11 protein-coding genes are annotated in these 18,795 nt (G+C 69.4%); 3 read left to right on the forward strand and 8 right to left on the reverse strand.

Annotated elements, in window-relative coordinates:
* Nucleotides 1-3: 3 nt before the first annotated feature.
* Nucleotides 4-1,233 (forward strand): aminodeoxychorismate synthase component I, encoded by a 1,230-nt coding sequence (locus tag ABZ342_RS20150; RefSeq protein ID WP_360474948.1) that lies wholly within the window; start codon nucleotides 4-6, stop codon nucleotides 1,231-1,233.
* On the opposite strand, the gene ABZ342_RS20155 is transcribed toward ABZ342_RS20150, so the two are convergent.
* Nucleotides 1,210-2,166, reverse strand: coding sequence for a zinc-binding dehydrogenase (locus ABZ342_RS20155; protein ID WP_360474951.1), 957 nt, complete (start codon nucleotides 2,164-2,166; stop codon nucleotides 1,210-1,212). The genes ABZ342_RS20150 and ABZ342_RS20155 overlap by 24 nt on opposite strands.
* Nucleotides 2,167-2,207: 41 nt before the next feature.
* Here ABZ342_RS20155 and ABZ342_RS20160 point away from each other — a divergent pair, with 41 nt between their 5' ends.
* Entirely contained in the window at nucleotides 2,208-2,747 is a 540-nt protein-coding gene (locus ABZ342_RS20160) for a QsdR family transcriptional regulator (protein ID WP_360474954.1), read from the forward strand.
* A 442-nt stretch (nucleotides 2,748-3,189) separates the two neighbouring features.
* Here ABZ342_RS20160 and ABZ342_RS20165 read toward each other — a convergent pair whose 3' ends face one another.
* The 7 genes from ABZ342_RS20165 to rsmI form a co-directional block, all read right to left on the reverse strand.
* Nucleotides 3,190-3,363: a T6SS immunity protein Tdi1 domain-containing protein gene (locus tag ABZ342_RS20165; RefSeq protein WP_360474957.1), complete on the reverse strand. Its 174-nt coding sequence runs from the start codon at nucleotides 3,361-3,363 to the stop codon at nucleotides 3,190-3,192.
* Complete coding sequence (locus ABZ342_RS20170) at nucleotides 3,364-3,786, reverse strand: hypothetical protein (RefSeq protein ID WP_360474960.1); 423 nt, start codon at nucleotides 3,784-3,786, stop codon at nucleotides 3,364-3,366.
* Entirely contained in the window at nucleotides 3,786-4,064 is a 279-nt protein-coding gene (locus tag ABZ342_RS20175; RefSeq protein WP_360474963.1) for a hypothetical protein, read from the reverse strand. The genes ABZ342_RS20170 and ABZ342_RS20175 overlap by 1 nt, the downstream gene beginning before the upstream one ends.
* A gap of 481 nt (nucleotides 4,065-4,545) precedes the next feature.
* Complete coding sequence (locus ABZ342_RS20180; protein WP_360475119.1) at nucleotides 4,546-4,986, reverse strand: SMI1/KNR4 family protein; 441 nt, start codon at nucleotides 4,984-4,986, stop codon at nucleotides 4,546-4,548.
* Nucleotides 4,986-11,777, reverse strand: coding sequence for an RHS repeat-associated core domain-containing protein (locus ABZ342_RS20185; RefSeq protein WP_360474966.1), 6,792 nt, complete (start codon nucleotides 11,775-11,777; stop codon nucleotides 4,986-4,988). The genes ABZ342_RS20180 and ABZ342_RS20185 overlap by 1 nt, the downstream gene beginning before the upstream one ends.
* A gap of 35 nt (nucleotides 11,778-11,812) precedes the next feature.
* Nucleotides 11,813-15,910, reverse strand: a complete 4,098-nt coding sequence (locus tag ABZ342_RS20190) for a LamG-like jellyroll fold domain-containing protein (protein WP_360474969.1) — start codon at nucleotides 15,908-15,910, stop codon at nucleotides 11,813-11,815.
* Between the two features lie 252 nt (nucleotides 15,911-16,162).
* Nucleotides 16,163-17,002 (reverse strand): 16S rRNA (cytidine(1402)-2'-O)-methyltransferase, encoded by an 840-nt coding sequence (gene rsmI / locus ABZ342_RS20195; protein ID WP_360475122.1) that lies wholly within the window; start codon nucleotides 17,000-17,002, stop codon nucleotides 16,163-16,165.
* A gap of 79 nt (nucleotides 17,003-17,081) precedes the next feature.
* Here rsmI and ABZ342_RS20200 point away from each other — a divergent pair, with 79 nt between their 5' ends.
* A complete protein-coding gene (locus ABZ342_RS20200) occupies nucleotides 17,082-18,650 on the forward strand; it encodes a phospholipid carrier-dependent glycosyltransferase (RefSeq protein ID WP_360474972.1) in 1,569 nt (522 codons plus the stop codon).
* Nucleotides 18,651-18,795 lie beyond the last annotated feature (145 nt).

Consider the following 18,795-nt stretch of genomic DNA (forward strand, 5'->3'; position numbering starts at 1 on the left):
GCCATGCGCGTGACGAGCAGGGCACTCCGGACGGATGTCACGCCCGCGCGCGCGTTTTCGGTACTTGCTCACCACAACGCTTCCCGCGGGCTGCCGCCGCCCGCGATGCTGTCCGGCGACTGGTTCGGCGCCCAGGCGGTGATCGCCCCCTCACTCGCCGTGTCCCCTCGCGACTTCCCTTCCCTCGGTGAAGCCGACGCCCCGCCCGGCGTGATCGGCGGCGGGTGGTTCGGCTACCTGGCGTACGACGCCTCCGGCTCGCTCCCCCCGGCGGCGTGGGGGTGGGCGGACCACGTGCTGCGGTGGTCCGCTTCGGGCGTCTGCCACCTGGAGTCCCTGGACGGTGGCGGCCCTTCGGCGTCCACAATGGAGTCGTTGCTGGCCGCCTCTCCGCCCGATCTCTCCTGGGAGGCCGGGCCGCTGCGACGCCCGCTGCCCTCGGAGCACCGGGACGCGGTGAAGGCGTGCGTGCACGCGATCGAGGCCGGCGAGCTGTTCCAGGCGAACATCTGCAGCCGGTTCACGGGGACGTTCTCCGGCTCGTCCGCCGGACTGTTCGCGGCCGGGGTGTCTTCGCTGGCGCCTCGCCGGGCGGCCTTCCTGTCCGGCTCGTGGGGGTCGGTGGTCTCGTTCTCGCCGGAGCTGTTCCTCGCGCGCCACGGCCGCGCCGTGCGGTCGACGCCGATCAAGGGGACGCTCCCCCGGCGCGGCCCGGCCGACGACGGGAACGCGCTGCTGCTGCGTCAGTCCACAAAGGACGTCGCGGAGAACGTGATGATCACCGACCTGGTGCGCAACGACCTGGGCCGCGTGTGCGAGGTGGGGACCGTGGCGGTGCCGTCGCTGCTGCGGGTCCGTCCGGCGCCGGGGGTCTGGCACCTGGACTCGACGGTGACCGGGGTGCTGCGCCCGTCGGTTTCGGACGCCTCGCTGCTTTCCGCGACGTTCCCGCCGGGCTCGGTGACGGGCGCGCCGAAGATCCGCGCGCTGGACCTGATCGCCGAGCTGGAACCCTGCGGACGCGGGGTCTACACGGGCGCGATCGGGCTGGTTTCGCCGGCGGCGGGACTGGAGCTGAACGTCGCGATCCGGACGTTCGAGATCGCCGGCGGCGCCGTTTCCCTCGGTGTCGGCGGCGGGATCACGGCGGACTCGGACCCGGAGGCGGAGTGGCAGGAGTGCCTCCACAAGGCGGCACCCCTGGAACGCCTACTTGCCGGGGTCGAGCAGTAGCTTGCCGACGGTCTTGCGGGAGCGCAGGGCCTCGTGCGCGCCGCGGGCGTCGGAGAGTCCGAACTCGCCGCCGGGGATGGCCTTGAGCTTGCCCTGCAGGACGAGGTCGAACAGCTCGTTCAGCGCGGTCCCGAAGACGTTGCCGGGCAGGCGGAAGACGTGCGGCAGCCACATGCCGCTGATCGTGGTGCTGTGCCCGAGGAGGTTGCGCATCTCGACCGGCTTGGGGTTCTCCCGCCCGGCCATGCCGTAGAAGGCGAGCCGCCCGAACGGCGCGAGCGCGGCGATGCTCTGGTCGGTGGTCGTACCGCCGACCATGTCGAGCACAACGTCCACGCGGCGTCCGTTGTTGGCCTCGATGAGGGTGGCGGTCATGTCCTCGGCGCGGGAGTCGACAGCGACATCGGCACCGAGTTCGAGCGCGAGGGCGCGCTTCTCGTCGCTGCTGGCGGTGGCGATGACGCGGCCGGCACCCCAGGCCTTGGCGAGCTGAACGGCGATGGTGCCAACGCCACCGGCAGCAGCGTGCACGACAACCGATTCGCCCTTTTCGAGGTGGGCGTTCTTGCGCAGGAGGACCCAGGCGGTGGCGCCCTGGACCAGCATGGACAGCGCGGTGAGGTCATCGATGCCGTCGGGAACGGGGAAGGTGGTCGCCTGGGGTGCGACGGCCTTCTCGGCGTAGCCGCCCCCGCCGTTGAGCAGGGCGACGACCCGCTTGCCTCCGCTTGTCCCGACCACTTCACCACCGGGAACGAGCGGCAGCTTGGAGGGCGCGAGGTAGGAGTTCTCGGCCTGGTGGGTGTCGGCGTAGTTGACGCCGATGCGGTCGACGTCGATGAGCACCTCGCCGGGGCCGGCCACGGGATCGGGCAGGTCGACGGGGGTGAGCACCTCGGGTCCGCCGAACTCGGTCACCTGCACTGCGCGCATGTCGTTTCCCTTCCCGCGGTCGTTGTGAGACATTCTGGCATATGTCTCACTCGGCTGCGTTCGACCTGGCCCGCGACTGGTTCCTGGCCGGTCGACGGGTCGACATGGGCGAGCTGGCGGAGGCCCTGTCGATCAGCCGGGCGACGTTGCACCGGCGGGTGGGGTCCCGGGATCTGCTGTTGGGCGAGATCCTGTGGTCGCTGTCGTCGGCTTCGATCGCCCGGCTGTTGCCCACTTGCGCCGGGCGCGGGGCTGCGGGGGTGGCTGACTTCGTGAGCGGATATGTCCGGTTCGCGAACGAGTCGCCGCCTTTTCGGGACTTCTTGCGGCGGGAGCCGGAGCGGGCATTGCGGCTGTTGACGACGCGCGCAAGCGTTTGCCAACAGCGGACGATCTCCCGGCTCGCCGAGCTGCTGAGCGCGGAGGTCGCGGCGGGGCGGTTGGTGCCGCCGTTGCCGGTGCCGGACCTGGCTTACCTGCTGGTGCGGATCGGGGAGTCGTTCGTGTACACGGACGTGATCACCGGGGATGCGCCCGATGCGGAGAAGGCGCATGCCGCGGTGACCGCTTTGCTGACGTAGTCGCCATTGAACGCGCAGCTCGGCGAGGAGGCCTTGATGACTTCTCGATGTGTCGCGAAGATCTCGACGTAGGCCGTGAAGCCACGGACACGTCGGCCGAAGACCGTCCGAAGTGCTTCGACTCGGGTACGCCCGCGTTCACGGGACAGGGCGCGGTGCGCGACCGGGTCGAACTCGCCATCCCGGGACAGCTCGTCCATCCCACGGCAAGTCCGCCTTCCGGGCAGAAGCACCGCGACGAGCGTCGCGCCGCCAGCATCTCTTCGGTCCGGGGCTCGCCCAGCCGCAGTGCCTGGCCGAAGGCGCTCCAACTCAACACGACGTTCGGGCGCCGTCAACTCCTCGCGCGAGGGCGATCGCCTTGCTGGGGCGAGTCTCAGTTTCCACCGAGTTCGGAACGCGAGTTCGAAATGGTCCGAGCCCGCGAGAAACTTGACATTCGCTAGGCTTCGCGCGAATCGCCGCCGACACCCAGCCACATCTGAGCGCACAGCGACCAATAAACCTCGAGGTCGAACTCTTCGAGGTTCTCGACCACGTCCGCGCCCCCGAGGAACAGCGGCACCTGGTACCCGGCACAGACGGCCCAGGAAACTCCCTTGCCGGAAACCTCCACTCACTCTTCGAAGAAGCTCTCCGCGAGCGCCGCGTCCGCCTCGTCGACCAGTTCCCCGTCGTGGAAATCGGCGAACACGCAGGGCACTTCGAGGACCTCACCGGTGCCTGGCTCGAATATCAGCACCTCGGCCTCGCCCTCGTCGAAGCCCGCCGAGACGTCGAGAGCGAACTGGCGGCCGAGCCAGTCGAACGCGAACGGCAGTACCCGCCCCGACCAGCGCGGATGCATCTGGATGACCGAATCGACCACCGACGCGGAGCGCGAGTCGTGCACTCGGTAGATCCCCGACCGGAACTCGCAGCCGTGGTTGGCCTCGAGGAAGGCGCGCACGGCCGGCATTTCCGCCAGCGCCGGCGACTCGGGCATCCCACCGGTGCCCGCTCGCCGCGGCGTCCCGTACCACTCGGAAAAACGTGACATCAGCGAATCCTCACCCGTTCGGGTACGTCACAGTGGATCGACATACCGATACTGCGCTTCGGCGATCTCCTCCACCGCGTCTTCTCCGATAACGCCTGCGAGCGCATCACCCACCAGAGCCCGATCGTGCGCCAGACACTCAGCAGGTTCCGCTCGACCACGAATCGGACCAGCTTGTCCGGCTCATCCCCCGCCCCGATCCTGGACAAAAGCCGATCGAGCGAGACGACGACCTCCTCCAGATCTCCGAACAACCTGGTCAGGTCTTCTTCGGACAACCGAGCCTCCGAGCTCGCCGCACTCATCTGATCATCCCGATGCTCCGAACTCGGCGATGCGCTTTCCCACGTTGGCAGGGGATGCGCGCGACGCTACCCGAGGTCCCGAGCGATCGAAACTCGACCGGCCCGCACGCGGTCAGCCAGTCGACTTTTCGGTATTGAATGAGGAATCCATCAGACTCCGGCGTCACCGAAACCGTGAACGCGACGGCAGCGAAGGATTTGATCGCCGAATCGTGCCGCGGTGACGGCGTTGTCGACGTGAGCCGGGTCAGCGGATCAGAGTGAGGTCCACATCCCACAACGCATCAACCCCACCAGCCGGGGTCGCGGTCACGCCGGCGATCGAGTCCCGCGCCGCGTTGCGCCTGCTGACCTCGCGGGCGTGTGTTTGCCAACAGCGGACCACGGCGAAGCTGGAGTCACTGCGCATTCCGCGGTGACCGCGCTGCTGACGTGACCGCTCGCCCGCCGCCCATTAGTCCAATTGCGCCATTTCCGAACGAATAAAATCTGTGAACGAATCCCACTCCGAGACCGGGGCGTCTTCATCTTCTTCGTACATCAGAACCTTGGGATCGGAGTTACCGACATCGGTAACCACGTAGACCTGATAACCCTGGTGCATGCCAAGGACAAGCGACTCCGAAACCGAAGAGACAAGATCACGTACGACCGGAAAGTCGTCCAAGGAGTCTTTCAGCGGTAAAATCGCGGGATAAAATATATCCGTTCCGACGAGCATTCCTCCCGCACGTCGGCCCATCAGCACAAGAAACCGTCGGTACTCCAGAGGCAGCTCTTCGACACCCTGACGGACTCGGACCTCTTCCACCTCATCCGGCGAAATTCCCACCACTTCACCATCACCATAACGTTCCCGCAAAACTGACGCGATTTCTTCGATTTCGCCCATCATCAACCCCACGACGTACTCACCTTGATACCAGGGAACATATCTCTGAACTGCGCAATGACACCGCGACAACTCGCACAGATCTCCCGTTCCGAATACAGCTTGATCGTACCAGTGGCGTTGCGCGGCAAGCTGGCCGCATAGGTTTCGAAGATCTTGGTCTCGGAGTCGAAGGGGCGAGTTCCCGGGTTGAACTGCCGCGTCGGCGGCATCGAGGTCGACCCGGGATGGGTATGTTTTCCACTGACTCCTACCAACTGCCCCGAGGACCCGTTGATTTCATGGTCTGCGACCGCAATATTCTTCGTGTGCGAGACGCCCTGCCCGTTGTTGGCGTTCGCACGAAACTCCTCGGCTGCCTCTTTGCCGCCGCAGTTGTGGACCAGGACGGCGGCCGCACCAGCGCCCACGAAGTAGTCGTGGACTGAATCCACCGTGAGGTCGTAGACCGGCGCCTGCTGCTCGAAGTGCCGGACCGCCGTGACGAGCACCGACCGACCATCAGCCGAGTGTAGGTGCTCACCCGCGACCAGCGAACCGATCGCGACCCAGTCACCCGTCTCTTCCACCCAGACGGGGTGCCAATCCGTCGCGACCAGTGAACCGCCCGATTCCAGCGTGACCTCGGCGCGCTCCTCCTCGTCACTGTGGACGAGCGTGCCCACCACCTTGTGCTGCTCGACCGCTCCCGTCGAGGGATCCGTAGTCGCGACCACGTCGCCGTCGTGGACCTGGTCGATCGGCTTCGTCGTACCGTCTGCCAAGAGGACCAGCGTCCCCGCGACAAAACTGTGCAACGCACACGAAGCGCCGCTCTCCGCGCCCTTCGCTTCCTCGGCCCCGTGGGCCACCTCCGACGCGGCCCGCTCCGCATCCGCAGCGGCATTCGCGGCCTTGTCCGCGTCGACCAGGACCTTCTCCGTGTCGACGATGACCTTCTCGGCCTTCTCGACCTCCTTGCCGAACGTGATGAGCGCCTTCGCGCCCTTCCAGAAGTCCGCGATGATCTCGCCGGCCTTCAGGATCTTGCCCCACGGGATGAAGTTGATGACCGTCCGGACGCATGCGCCGAACGCTCCCTGCGTCACGCAGTCCTTGATGTCGTCCCAGCCGATCAAGCCCTTGATCAGCTCGCCCGCCGCTTCGACGAACACGTCCCACTTGGACTTCTTCACCACCGCCTGCGCGTCCTCGTACGCCGCCTTGTCGATGTGGTGTTCGGCGAGGTAGCCGTCCTTCGCATTCTTGTAGCCGGCCGATGCCTGCGGGTGGCCCACCGTGTTGCAGTGCGGGTTGTCCTTGCACTTCTCCGCCTGCGGTGTGCCCGGATTGCACAGCAAGCCGTCCGAACCCATGCTGTGGCACGCCGACAAGCCCGACGGGTCCGACTCCGTCACCGGTGAGTTGTTCGCGTACGCGTACGCGTTCAGCGTCTGCGGCAGATCCGGCGTCAGCACCGGGTCGACCTTCGTGAACCGCCCCGTCGTCGGGTCGTAATCACGCGCGCCGAGGTGCGTCAAGCCCGTTGTGTCCTGGTAGCCGCCGACGAAACCGTGCTTGTCCGGCCACGTCGACGTCTGCGCGCGGACGTTGCCGAACGGGTCCGTGTACCGCTGGTTCGGCTGCAGCGTCCCCTGCGTGATCGACAGCCCGTTCGTGCCGTGCAGGTCGCCCAGCATCCACTTCAGCCCCGCCGACCCCGCCCGCTCCGCGATCTGCGCGCCGCCGTGGGAGTAGTAGCGGATCGCCGTCGCCGCCTGTGTGCCCGCCGCCTGGATGATCTCCAGGTCGCCGATCGACAGCGTCGAGCCCGTCGGGTCGTGGGCGATCAGGCGGTTGCCGTCCGCGTCGTAGACGTACGAGCTGGAACCCGCCGGGTCCGTCTCCTTAGCCGTGTGGCCTTCGGCGTCGTACGTGTACGTCTGCGTGTTGCCGCCGACGTCGCGGGTCTTGACCGAACCCGCCTCGTCGTAGGTGTACCCCGTCGTCGCCGTGCCCGTCGGGCCCGCCGCGTTCGTGCCCTGCAGGGCGTGCGGCCGGACCGCGGTCGCGCCCGAGGCCGGGTAGTTGTACGTCGTCGTCACATCGCCGGCCGGCTTGTGCTCGACCTGCGTCTTGCGGTTGCCCGTCTTGTCGAACGTGTACGTGTTCCAGTACGGCGCCGCGCCGTTCAGGGCCGACGCCGACTTCGCCGTCGAGCAGTCACCCGACGACGGCGTCCACGCGTCCGTCATCCGCTGCAGGTAGTCGTAGTCGAAGCACTGGATGTCCGCCGCCGCGCCGGCGGGCGTGTCCGCGATCTTCCGGACGTTGCCCGCCGGGTCGTAGCTGTAGGTCCGCTTCGTCAGCTCGGCGCCGATCTGCGTCTCCCGGCTGACCGTCGTGGTCTGCGCCCGCCGGGTCACCTCGTCGTAGGTCTGGGTGATGCCGACGTTCGAGATCGAGGTGGCGCCGTCCAGCTGCAGCGTCGACATCTCGTTGAGCGACGTGTACCCGGTGGCCGACACCAGGTCCGTGCGCGCGCCGGTCGTCGAGTCGAGCGCGTAGGTCGTCGACGCCAGGCCCAGGTCCGTGTAGCCGTGGACGACGTGCTCCTGGTGCAGGTTCCCGGCCGCCGGGCTCACGGTCTCCGCGATCGCGCCGGTCGCCGTGTACTTCGTCGAGAACTCGAAGGTGCCCTTGAGCGCGTCCTCCTTCTGCGGGATGTCGACGGCGGTCTTGGTCGGCCTGCTGAACGCGTCGTAGGCGACGACCCGGTTCGTGTAGCCGTCCGTGCCGTCCCAGCGGGTCGACGACGCCGGCAGGCCCAGCCCGTGCGCGACCGTGTCGTAGGCCCACGACGCCAGCAGGGTCCCGGTGTCGGAGTCCTTGTTCTCGCGGACCTTCCGGCCGAGGGTGTCGTAGGTGAAGGCCAGCGTCTGCCCGCGCGCGTCCGTCGTGGTCTTGACCTGGCCGGCCTGGTCGTACGTGGTGGTCGACTTGCCCGCGTCCGGGTCGTTCTGCTCGACCTTGCGGCCGCGCAGGTCGTACTTGGTCGACCAGACGTTGCCCGAGGAGTCCTGCACGGACGTCTGCGCGCCGGCGGCGTTGTACGCGTACGTCGTGACGTCGGCCGGGTTCGTCCCGCCCGCCGTGTAGCCGTTGGTGTACTGCAGCCGCTGGACGGTCTGCCCCTGCGCGTCGGTGACCACTGTGGACGGTGAGCCGCCCGCGGGCGGGATCGTCGTGGTCTTCTCGCCGTCGTAGCGGGTCGTCGTCCGCCACTGCTCGACGCTCTTCGACATCAGGATCGACGCCGTGGGCCGCGCCCGCCGGTCGAACTCGGTGACGGTCTGCGCCATCATCGTGTTGTCGGCCGCCCCGACCAGCGTGGCGTTCGGGCCCGACGCGTCGTTGTAGAACGGCGCGTTCGTCTTGAACTGCAGCCCGCGCGAGTCGTACAGGGTGTCGGAAAGGATCCGGCCGCCGCCCTCCGCCGGGACCTGGGTCTGCCGGGTCCGGCCGAGGTGGTCGTAGATCGTGTACGCGTCCGTGTAGGCGTTCGTGTCCTGCAGCGTCCGCGTGCGCACGTAGACCGGGCCGGTCTTGCTCTCGCCGTACTCGAAGGTCGCGCTCGCCGCCTGGCTCCGGGTCCGGCCCGGGTTCCAGACCGACGTCTTCCGGCCCAGCGCGTCGTAGTCGATGTCCGTCGTGACGCCGTTGACGTCGGCCGAGGTCGTCGGGTTGCCGCGCGCGGGCTCGAGCGTCGTGGTCGACGTCCAGCCGAGCGGGTTGGTCGTCTTGATCTGGGTGACCGGACCGCCCGTCGCCGGGGTGAAGCCGGTCTTGGTCAGGTTGCCGAACACGTCCGTCGACTCGGTCTCGCGGCCGAGGTCGTCGTAGCTGCTCTTCGCGGTGGCGACGTAGTGCTTGCCCGTCGCGTCCCACGTGTCGAGCGTGTCCTGCTCGGTGATGTCGCCCTGGGTCGGCGGCGCCCCGACCGCCTGGTGGTCGTAGGCCACCTGGACGTCGGTGATGCTGTTCGCCGCCGTCTGGGTGCCGGCGCAGTTCGCGCCGAACATGACGACCGCGCTCGACCGGTCGAACATCCCGGCGCCGTTCGCGACGTAGGTCGTGTTCGTGCAGGTGTCGTCGGTGGCGGTCGAGGTGTCGCCCAGGTCCTCGACCTGCGTCGTCATGCCCTGGTCGTCGAACTTCTTGTTCACCTGCGTCCGGCGGTAGGTCGTCCCGTCGGAGAGCAGCATGCGGCCGCGGACCGCCTGGGTGTCGGTCATGTACCCCTTGAGGCGCCCGTCCGCGCTGGTCGCGGTCGGGCCGCGCCACCACGGGTCGTTGATCGACGCCGAGTCGACGGTCTTGCCGTCCGCCAGGTACGTCCGGGACTCGCGCACGAACCCCTGCAGCCAGTCCTTGTCGGTGATGGTCCCCTTGTCGGAGTCGGTGACCACCTCGCCGTCCATCCCGCGCAGGTACAGGGATTCCGTGACGGTCTGGGTCGTGCCCGGCGCACCGATGGACGTCGTCACCACGTTGTAGCCGCGCCACTGGTTCCAGGTGCGGCGGTCGTCCGGCGTGAACTGGCTGTCGTCGTAGTGCCAGGCCGCGCTGTCGGCCGGGTACGAGTAGTGCGTCTCGACCGGGACCGAGTCACCCGGCCCGTCGTCCTCGGTGACGTCGGTGACGACGTACTTGTGGAACCAGTCCAGCACCGGGTCCTTCGACTCGGGCGGGCTCCAGTAGGAAGCGAAGCAGCGGTACTTGTCCGTCTGCGGCGACGCGGGCATCTTCGTGCCCGGCACGCAGTCCTGCGCCGAGTAGTTGACGGCGATCCGCCCGCCGGTCTCGGTCCGGATCTCCTTGAGCCGGCTGCGGGTGATCGCCGCGTACTTGTCGCCGAGCGTGTCGACGCGGTTGGGGAAGATGTACCGGTCGAACTCGGTGGGCGGCAGGGTGATCGGCGTCCCGGCCTTCCCGGTGTGCGTGACCGAGTTCAGCCACGGCGCGGGCGGGGCGGCGTCCCCCGACCCCGGGTAGGACTGCACGAGGTCCCACCGGTCGATGTCGTTCGGCGTGGTACCGCTGAAGTACTGCGTGCGGACCGCGGTCAGGCGCTTGCGGGTGAAGAAGGCGGGAGCACCGTAGTCGCAGGTGGCCCCTTCGGCGCAGATCTGGTCGAACGGGACGTCCGGCCAGTGCGACGCGTTCGCGGCGGTGAGCTTCGCCGGCGCGCAGTCGAAGGAAGCGTCCGGGATGCACCGCTCGGCCGTGTCGAACACGACCTGGTTCGTCGGGCCGGTGCCGTAGACGCTGCCGTCCTTGAGCCGCAGGCCGTACTCGACGCGCAGCGGGTAGCCGCCCGCGGCGTAGGACGTGCCGGCCGAGGTGACGTTCAGGTTCAGGCCGTAGGAGTTCTTCTCCGGCTGGTAGTAGTACGAGCTGACGTTGCCGTGCGGGTCAACCGAGTAGTCGAGGTTCCAGCGCCACCCCTGCTGGCACCACGAGTGCGCGAAGTCGCCGGCCTTGTAGCAGTCTTCGCCGTCGTTGTTGCCGAAGACCGGGACCGTCCACGCGGACTGCGTCTCGGGCTTGCCGCTGGTCCAGCCGGGCAGGTGGTTGAGGCCGAAGTAGTACTGGGTGCCGTCGCCGGTGGTGACGCGCCAGTGCTGTCCGTGGGAGACGCCGTTCGTGGCGCCGGTCAGGAGCTCCACCTTGGAGCCGTCGTCGGTCTTCGGTCGCCACAGCGTGTCGCTGACCTTGATCAGCTGCGTCGACCGGCCGCCGAGGACGAGCGACGCGTTGTCGGGACCCCAGCACTGGTCGCCGGTCTTCGTCTGGCCGTTGTTGCCGCCCAGGTCCTCGCCGCAGCCCTTGTAGTGGCGCTCGATGAACCCGCCGGGCGTGAAGTCCCAGCCGTCGCCGATCCACGACGCCTGGTTGTTCGTCGCCGACGTCAGGCCGTCGATGCTGCCCGAGGAGTAGGACAGCCCGAGGTTCGGCGCGGCGCCGTTCGGGGCCTTCGGCGTCGCGAACGGGTAGCTGTAGGAGAAGTCGCCACCCGAACCGCCGCCGGACCAGTCGCCGGCGGCCGACAGCGGCATCGCGGTGGTCGAGCCGGCCGAGCCGCTCGCGGTCGCCGCCGCGGCCAGCACCCGCGTCCCGCCACCGGCCGCGAGGTCGGCCGTGACCTGCTTCGTCTTGGCGTCGTTGGCCGAACCCGCGATCGGCGTGCGCTGCCGGCACTCGGGCTTGTCCGGTGTGGACAGTGCGCAGGCCGGCAGCGTGAACAGCCGGAGCCGGTCGCTCCAGCCACCGCCGAAGGCGTTCGCGAAGCCGCTGTAGTCCAGTCCGACGTGGACCGGGCCGTCCGTGGCGCCGGTGACCGCCAGGACCACGCCGTCGAGACCCAGCGCCTCGGCGGCCCGGTGGTCGGCGACCTTGACGTGCACCTTGGCGGGCTTGGCGGCGGCCGCGGCGCGCCCGACCCGCACCGGGGTGTCGGCGGCGCGCAGCTGCGTGGCCGCCGGCGCCAGGTCGACGTCGGTGTCCTTCGCGGCGGGCCAGACCGGCGGCGTGACGGGCGGGGTGCCGATCTTGATGTCCGGCAGCTTCCCGGTCGTCACCGGGCTCACCGGGACGCTCTTCTCCTGCTGCCCCGCCGGGACCGTCCAGTCACCGCCGGGCCGGGTGGGTGCGGCGACCGCCGTCCCGCCGGAGCCGAGCATGACGACCGCGAGCACCGCCGCCGTGACCCGGGAAAGCCGGCCCGACCGGGCCCATCTGGCACTTCTGCGCATGGAAGATCCACCCATTCTGGGAAGGTCGGGCTGGACTAGGGGTGGTCGAGGATGGCGTCGGCGTTGATGTGCTGCTGGTCGAGCACACCGCTGTAGACCCGGATGCCACGCAGGTCGCCGTACCAGTAGTCGCTGTCCTGGCCCTTGAACCGGCCGCGCCCGAGGAAGAGGTCCTCGAGGTCGCTCGCGCCATTCCAGCCGACGACGTTGCCGACGCACTTCGGGCTGTACTGGTAGGCGTCCGTCGTCGCGTAGAGGCAGGCCTGGTGCGCCACGGCGTCGTAGGTCCCGGCGAGGTGGGTCCAGACGCCCGACTCCGCGTCCACGTCCGGCGTCGCCAGGATGGCCACCGGCGTCGTCGGCGTGGACTCCGCCATCCACATCGCCCAGCTCCAGCGGGGGTGCCAGGTGCCGTTCGCGTCCTGCACGCCGCGGTAGCCCAGCAGGTACGGCGAGAAGTTCGCGCCGTTCGCCCCGAGCGCCGTCCGGCCGGGCTTGTCCACGCCGCCGGGATCGGACGGGTCACGCTGCTTCTCCCGCGCCGCGTCCGCCGCGGTCCAGGTGTGCTTGACCCAGGCCTCGGCGGTGAAACTCCGGTCGCTGCGGAAGTTCTGCGGACGCGGCCCTTCGACCTGGGAGCCCCAGTCGAACGGGAACCGGGCGACGTTCGCGCCGTTCTCGTCCGTCGTCATCTGGAAGTTCCCGGACGGCGTGCCCGTGACGCCGCTGACGGAGTCCTTCGTGGTGCCGTCGAGCTGGTAGTTCGCCCGCAGCACCGCGGTGTTGGCGAGGCCGGCCACCTCGGCGGCGGGCAGCGCGCGGTCCCAGACCTGGACCTGGTCGATCGAGCCGGCGAAGGCCCCGGCCGCCCGGCCGGGCAGCTTGCCGATCCCGAGGGGCCCGGTCGAGCGCCACACGCTGCCCGCGGGGATCACCGTCTCCGAGGCGAGCGCGCCGTTGACGTACAGCCGTTCCTTGCCCGCGACCGAGTCGTACTCCCCGGTCAGGTGCGTCCACTTCCCGGCGTACGGGGTGATCGACGTCCCGGCCCACCGCCAGTTGGCCGCGTCGCCGACGGAGTCCGTGGTGCTCATCCCGAACGCGACGTTGTCGGGTGAGGAGCTGAGCAGGAACGAGTCGTTGGCGGTGCCCTCCTGCTCCACGAGGGTGTAGAAGTCGGGCTTGTCCAGCTTCACCCAGGCCGACACCGAGAAGCTCTGCGCGGTGTCCACCACCGGGGACGACGTCGCCGCGTACCCCGGGCCCGAGCCCACCAGGGCCTGGCCGCTGCCGTGGCCGATCGAGTCGTCGGTGGCGGACTGCCCCGCCGAGTCCGAGTACCCCGGGCCGAACGGGAGGCCGGTGAACGCGAGGGTGCCCTCGGTGCCGGTGGCGTCCCGCGTGTCACCGTCCAATGTGTACTCCCGCGCGGCGGACAGTCCCGTGGGAACGCCGTTGGCGCCGGAGAGGGTGCCGACCTCCGCCGCGGAAAGGGCCCGGCCGAACACGGCCGCCTCGTCGATCGATCCCTTGGTCAGGTACGTGCGGACGCCGCCCCACTTGCCGCCGCCCAGGACGAGCGGGCCGGTCACGTTCGCCGCCGTCGCGGACACCGTCTGCTGCGGGGCACCGTTGACGTACAGGGCCGCGGTGTGCGCGGTCGCGTCGTACACCCCGGTGAGGTGGGTCCACGTCCCGGCGGCGGGTGCGGCCGTCGAAACAGCCGAGGTGACCGCCGGGTTGGCGACGTCCGAGCCGCTCAGGCTGAACGCCCACTTGCCGGTGCTCAGGTACTGCAGGGCGAACCCGCTGGCCTGGTCCCCGTCCTGGGAGAGCACGGTCCGCTGGCCGTTCAGGTCGGCGGCGTTCACCCAGGCCGAGACGGAGAACGACTTCGTGGTGTCGACGATCCGGGCCGGCGTCGCGAAGTAGTCGCCGGCCTGCCCGCTGAGCACGGCGGCCTGGCCGAGCTTGCCCGCGGCGAAGGTGCCGGTGCCGGCACCCGCGTAGCGCAGGCCCGTCACCTGCGAACGGCCGTCGCCCTCGAACTGCCAGGACGCGACCGGAGCCGCGGCGTCCTTCACCGTGAACGCGTAGTCGATGCGGCTCGACGGGGTCTTCGCCCGGTTGCACGACCACGCGCTGAGCACGTGCGGTCCCGAGGTGCCGGGCGCGATCGCCGTGGTGCCGGGCCCGTTGAGGGCCTGGGGCTTCACCGTGCCGGCCTCGGTGCCGTCGCAGCTCGGCGCGGCCGTGTCGTCGATCCGCCAGACGTAGTGGTCGACCGGGGCCGCCGTGCCCGCCGCGGTGAACGTGAAGTCACCGGGACGGCCGGGGCCGCCGCCGTACGCGCCGGACGGGTACGTCTGCGACGCGACGCCGGGCGCCGCGGGCGGGGTCAGCTCGACCTCGACCTCGCAGGGGACCGCCCACGCCTCCTCCTTGCCGTCCGTCGAATGGACGTCCCACGAGTAGAAGCCGTCGGCGTTCAGCTCGTCCTTGGGCAGCGTCGTGACCGCGTTCCGGTTCGCCTGGTTCGCGTCGCTCAGGACGTTGTTCGAGCTGAAGTCCCGGCCGTCCCAGGTGTAGCCGCCCTTGCTGACGAGTCCCTTGTAGACGCGGAACATGGCGTCCAGCTGGTAGCCGTCCGGGTCGGAGACGTTGGCCCGGGTGACGTAGCCGGTGCTGGTCGGGCCGAGGACCGGCCGGGAGGCGCCCTGGACGCAGGGGTAGGACTGCGTCCCGTTGAAGATCGCGAGGTTCTTCGGCTGGTTCGGCGGGGAGTTGTAGACGACCGAGAAACCGACCTGCGTCGAGTAGCGCTTCCAGGTCGCCTGGTCGCCTTCGTTCGGCGAAACGATGCCGAACGTCCACGTCGGCGAGTTGCCCTGGATCGCGGTCGCGATGGTCGAGGTGATGTCGAAGCTGACGTTCGTGTCCGCGGGGCAGTGGTTGCCGACCGTCGCGACGGTGTTCCACCAGGCCGGGCCGCTGTTGAACCTCAGCCCGGCGCCGATAACGCCCGACCAGACGATGTTGTTGGTCGCCGAGCAGGTGCCCGGGTTGGTCAGGCCGAGGTTCAGCTGTGCGCCGTAGATGGTCTTCCCGATGAGCCCGCCGAGGTTCATCTCGACGAACGACCGCGCGGTGACCAGGTGCCCGGCGCAGCTCGACCGGCTGTCGTAGGTGTAGCCGGCGCGCAGGTTGTCGTCGCTGTCCCACACCGCGTCACCCGGCGTCTTGCCCGAGCCGCAGGCGTACTGGACCAGGTAGTGGTTGCGCCCGCACGCGGAGCAGTAGTTGTCGTGCCAGGTCGGGTCGACGTAGACCGGGTAGACGGTGCCGGCGGCGGCCAGCAGCTTCGGGTCCGGGGTGAGGGTGAGCTTCGCCCCGGCGAGGTCCACGCCGACCGCCGCCTGGCGGCCGCCCGCGGCCGGGCCGCGGACGAAGTCGTGGTCACTCACGTCGATGCCCGACGAGTCCCACATGGTCGCGGGCGGCGCGGTGAACTTCTCGGCGCCCTTGGCGTCGCGCACGTGGAGGCTGCCGTCGGCATCCTTCGTCACCTTGCCGTTCTGCACGGGCACACCGAAACCGAGCGTCGCCACGTTCTTCGCCGCCTCGGGCGTCTTGACCACGACGACCTCGTGCACGGTGTCGACGTCGACCTGGACCCGCAGGTCGACGCCGGGCAGGACCTCCGGATAGGTCGCGGTCGAGCCGGTGACGACCGGTTCGGGCAGTGCGGCGGGCCAGTCGAACCCGGCCGACGTGCCGTCGCGGGTCAGGCGCAGCAGGGGCTGCGCGCCCACGGCCTTCTCCGACTGCTTCTTGCCCGCGGAAAGCGTGATGCCGGTCGTCGCGGCCTTCGGGGCGACCACGCCGTCCTTCGGCACCAGCGTCGAGTCCGGGGTCACCCAGCCACTGCCCTGCTTGACCCGCACGGGCCGCGTGTGGCGGGTGGTCGTCATCGTGCCGCCGGGGTCGGCGAACGTCTCCGCTGTCTCGGTGGTCTGGTCCATGACCTGAACGCGCTTTCGGGCCTGCCCGGCGTACCGGGCGGCGGTGGCCTCGTCCGGCGCGGTGTCCGGGACTTGCGCGACGACGTCGGCCGCGGCCGGCGGAGGGCGCAAAAAAGCCGTGGCCGGAAAGATTCCGAAGGCCACGGCCAGCACCAGGAAAAGCACGCCACGTCTGTATCTCGGCCGCGAAGAACGCACGAAAGCCACGCGAAGATTCCCCTCACTCCGCGGCGGGACAACCCCGGGCCGCGCCCGCCTTCACGATCACCGATGATCGAAAGCAGCGGTAGCGGCCGAATGGCTTAATTCGGATCTCACATCGATCACTTGCGGCAAAACGGACATCTTTTGCCGTGACCGGGATTACTTCCCCGCGCGCGCCGCCAGGACGGCGTCGTAAAGCTCCTTTTTGGACACTCCGGCCGCCTCCGCGACCTCCGCCGCCGCGGTCTTCAGGCGCTCGCCCGCCGACACCCGGTCCGACACCTCCGAAACCAGGTCCGCCACGGACAGCTCCCTCGGCTCGGCCCCGGACAGCACCACCGTGATCTCCCCGCGAACGCCTTCCTCGGCCCACGAAGCCAGCTCCGAAAGACTCCCCCGCTTGACCTCTTCGTAGGTCTTCGTCAGCTCGCGACACACCGCCGCCCGGCGAGCGGCACCCAGCACCGAAACCGCGTCCGCCAGCAGCGACGCCAGCCGGTGCGGCGACTCGAAGAACACCGCCGTCCGCGGCTCGTCCCGAAGCGACGTGAGCCAGCGAGTCCGCTCTCCCGGCTTACGCGGCGCGAAACCCTCGAAACAAAACCGGTCGCACGGCAAACCGGACAAAGCGAGCGCCGTCGTCACCGCGGACGGGCCCGGCAGGCAGGTGACCGGGATATCCGCGGCGACGCACGCCGACACCAAGCGGAACCCCGGATCGGACACACTGGGCATACCGGCGTCCGTCACCAGCACCACCGACTCGCCCGCGCGTAACGATTCGAGCAACTTGGGCAGGCGGGCCGTCTCGACGTCTTCGTAGAAGCTCACCACCCGGCCGCGCGGGGTCACCTCCAGCGCCGACGCCAGCGAGCGGAACCTGCGGGTGTCTTCGGCCGCGATGACGTCGGCTTCCGCCAGCGCTTCGGCCAGGCGGGGCGAGGCGTCGCGGACGTCGCCGAGCGGGGTTGCGGCCAGGACCAGGCGACCGGGAAGCACCGAGGGACTCACCGGGCCAGCCTAGGCTGATCAGCGGATCCGGACGACGCACGCCCTGTCCCGCCCGTAGGATCGCCCCGTGACCGCCGTGCTGACCCGTCCCGACGACGAAAGCGTCCGGCCGGACCCGGTCGAGGCGCTCCGGCCGCCGACCGACCGCGAAGTGACCCTGCTCGGCCGCGGCATGCCGGCCGACCGGCTGCGCGGCTGGGTCGTCACCCTCGTGCTGACCGTGATCGGCGGCATCGTCCGGCTGCAGAACCTCGGCGTGCCGACGGACAAGGGCAGCCCGGTCTTCGACGAGAAGCACTACGTGCCGCAGGCGTGGCAGATGCTGCGCAACGGCGGTTACGAAGACAACTACGGCTACGAGCTGGTCGTCCACCCGCCGCTGGCCAAGCAGCTGATCGCGATCGGCGAATGGCTGTTCGGCTACAACGGCTGGGGCTGGCGGATCATGCCCGCGCTGGCCGGCACCCTCATCGTCTTCCTGACCATCCGCGTCGCCCGCCGCCTGACCCGCTCGACGCTGCTCGGCGGCATCGCCGGCATCCTCGTGATCAGCGACGGCGTGCTGCACCTGCAGTCGCGGATGGGCATGCTCGACATCTTCATCGCGCTGTTCGTGCTCGCCGCGTTCGCCTGCCTGCTCGTCGACCGCGACCAGGTGCGCACCCGGCTCGCGACGGCGGTCCGCGAGGGCTGGGTCAACGAGTCCGTGTGGGGCCCCAAGCTGGGCTTCCGCTGGTGGCGGTTCGCGACCGGGCTGATGATCGGGCTCACCTTCGGCGTCAAGTGGTCGGCGCTGTACTACATCGTCGCGTTCGGGCTGCTGTGCGTGTTCTTCGACGTCGCGGCGCGCCGCGCGGCCGGCGTCGAGCGGCCCTGGCTGGGCACGATCCGCCGGGACGTGCTGCCCGCGCTGTGGGCGATCCTGCTCATCCCGTTCCTGATGTACCTGAGCGCGTACTGGGCGTGGTTCGCGAGCGAGACCGCGACCGACCGGCACTACACCGAGATCAAGGACATCGCGCCGGGCATCTGGTCGTGGGTGCCGGCGTCGCTGCGCTCGCTCGCCGACTACACGGGCAACGTCCTGCACTTCCACGAAACGCTGGTCACGCCCAAGGACAACCCGCACCCGTGGGAGTCGAAGCCGTGGACGTGGCCGATGGGGCTGCGCCCGATGCTCTACAGCTACGACGGCGACGTCACCGGCTGCGGCGAGTCCCGCTGCGTCAGCGCGACGATGCTGATCGGCACGCCGGCGATGTGGTGGCTGGCGATCCCGATGCTGGGCTGGTCGGTGTGGCGCTCGGTGTTCCGCGCGGACTGGCGCTACGCGGCGGTGCTGGTGGGCTACCTCGGCGGGTACGTCTTCTGGTTCACCAACATCGACCGCCAGATGTACTTCTTCTACGCGACGCCGTTGGCGGCGTTCCTGGTGCTCGGGTTGACGTTGTGCCTGGGCCAGATCCTGGGCAGCGCCCGGCGCGGGTTCGAAAGACGCGGGACCGGTCTGCTCGTGGTGTCGTTGTACGTGGGCCTGGTGGTGGCGAACTTCGCCTGGCTGTGGCCGATCCTGAACGGCGTCGCGATCACCACGGGCCAGTGGGACGCCGAACGCTGGCTGCCGTCCTGGCGGTAGCTCTGGCCGACCCCGCGCCGCCGACGGCGACGACTACCTCGGGCGGGTCCGGCTCAACCTGCGGCTCAACGACGAGCTGACCGAGTTCGGCGGCCACCTCGGCCACGACATCAGGCCGGCCGCACGAGGGCGCGGGCACGCCACC

The sequence above is a fragment of the Amycolatopsis sp. NPDC005961 genome, from assembly GCF_040629235.1.
In the GTDB taxonomy this organism is placed as follows: domain Bacteria; phylum Actinomycetota; class Actinomycetes; order Mycobacteriales; family Pseudonocardiaceae; genus Amycolatopsis; species Amycolatopsis camponoti.

Excerpts from the sequence above, each read along its gene's own strand:
- ABZ342_RS20150 (WP_360474948.1), top strand. The coding sequence starts at position 4 with ATGCGCGTGACGAGCAGGGCACTCCGGACGGATGTCACGCCCGCGCGC.
- ABZ342_RS20155 (WP_360474951.1), bottom strand. The coding sequence starts at position 2,166 with ATGCGCGCAGTGCAGGTGACCGAGTTCGGCGGACCCGAGGTGCTCACC.
- ABZ342_RS20160 (WP_360474954.1), top strand. The coding sequence starts at position 2,208 with ATGTCTCACTCGGCTGCGTTCGACCTGGCCCGCGACTGGTTCCTGGCC.
- ABZ342_RS20170 (WP_360474960.1), bottom strand. The coding sequence starts at position 3,786 with ATGTCACGTTTTTCCGAGTGGTACGGGACGCCGCGGCGAGCGGGCACC.
- ABZ342_RS20180 (WP_360475119.1), bottom strand. The coding sequence starts at position 4,986 with ATGATGGGCGAAATCGAAGAAATCGCGTCAGTTTTGCGGGAACGTTAT.
- ABZ342_RS20185 (WP_360474966.1), bottom strand. The coding sequence starts at position 11,777 with ATGCGCAGAAGTGCCAGATGGGCCCGGTCGGGCCGGCTTTCCCGGGTC.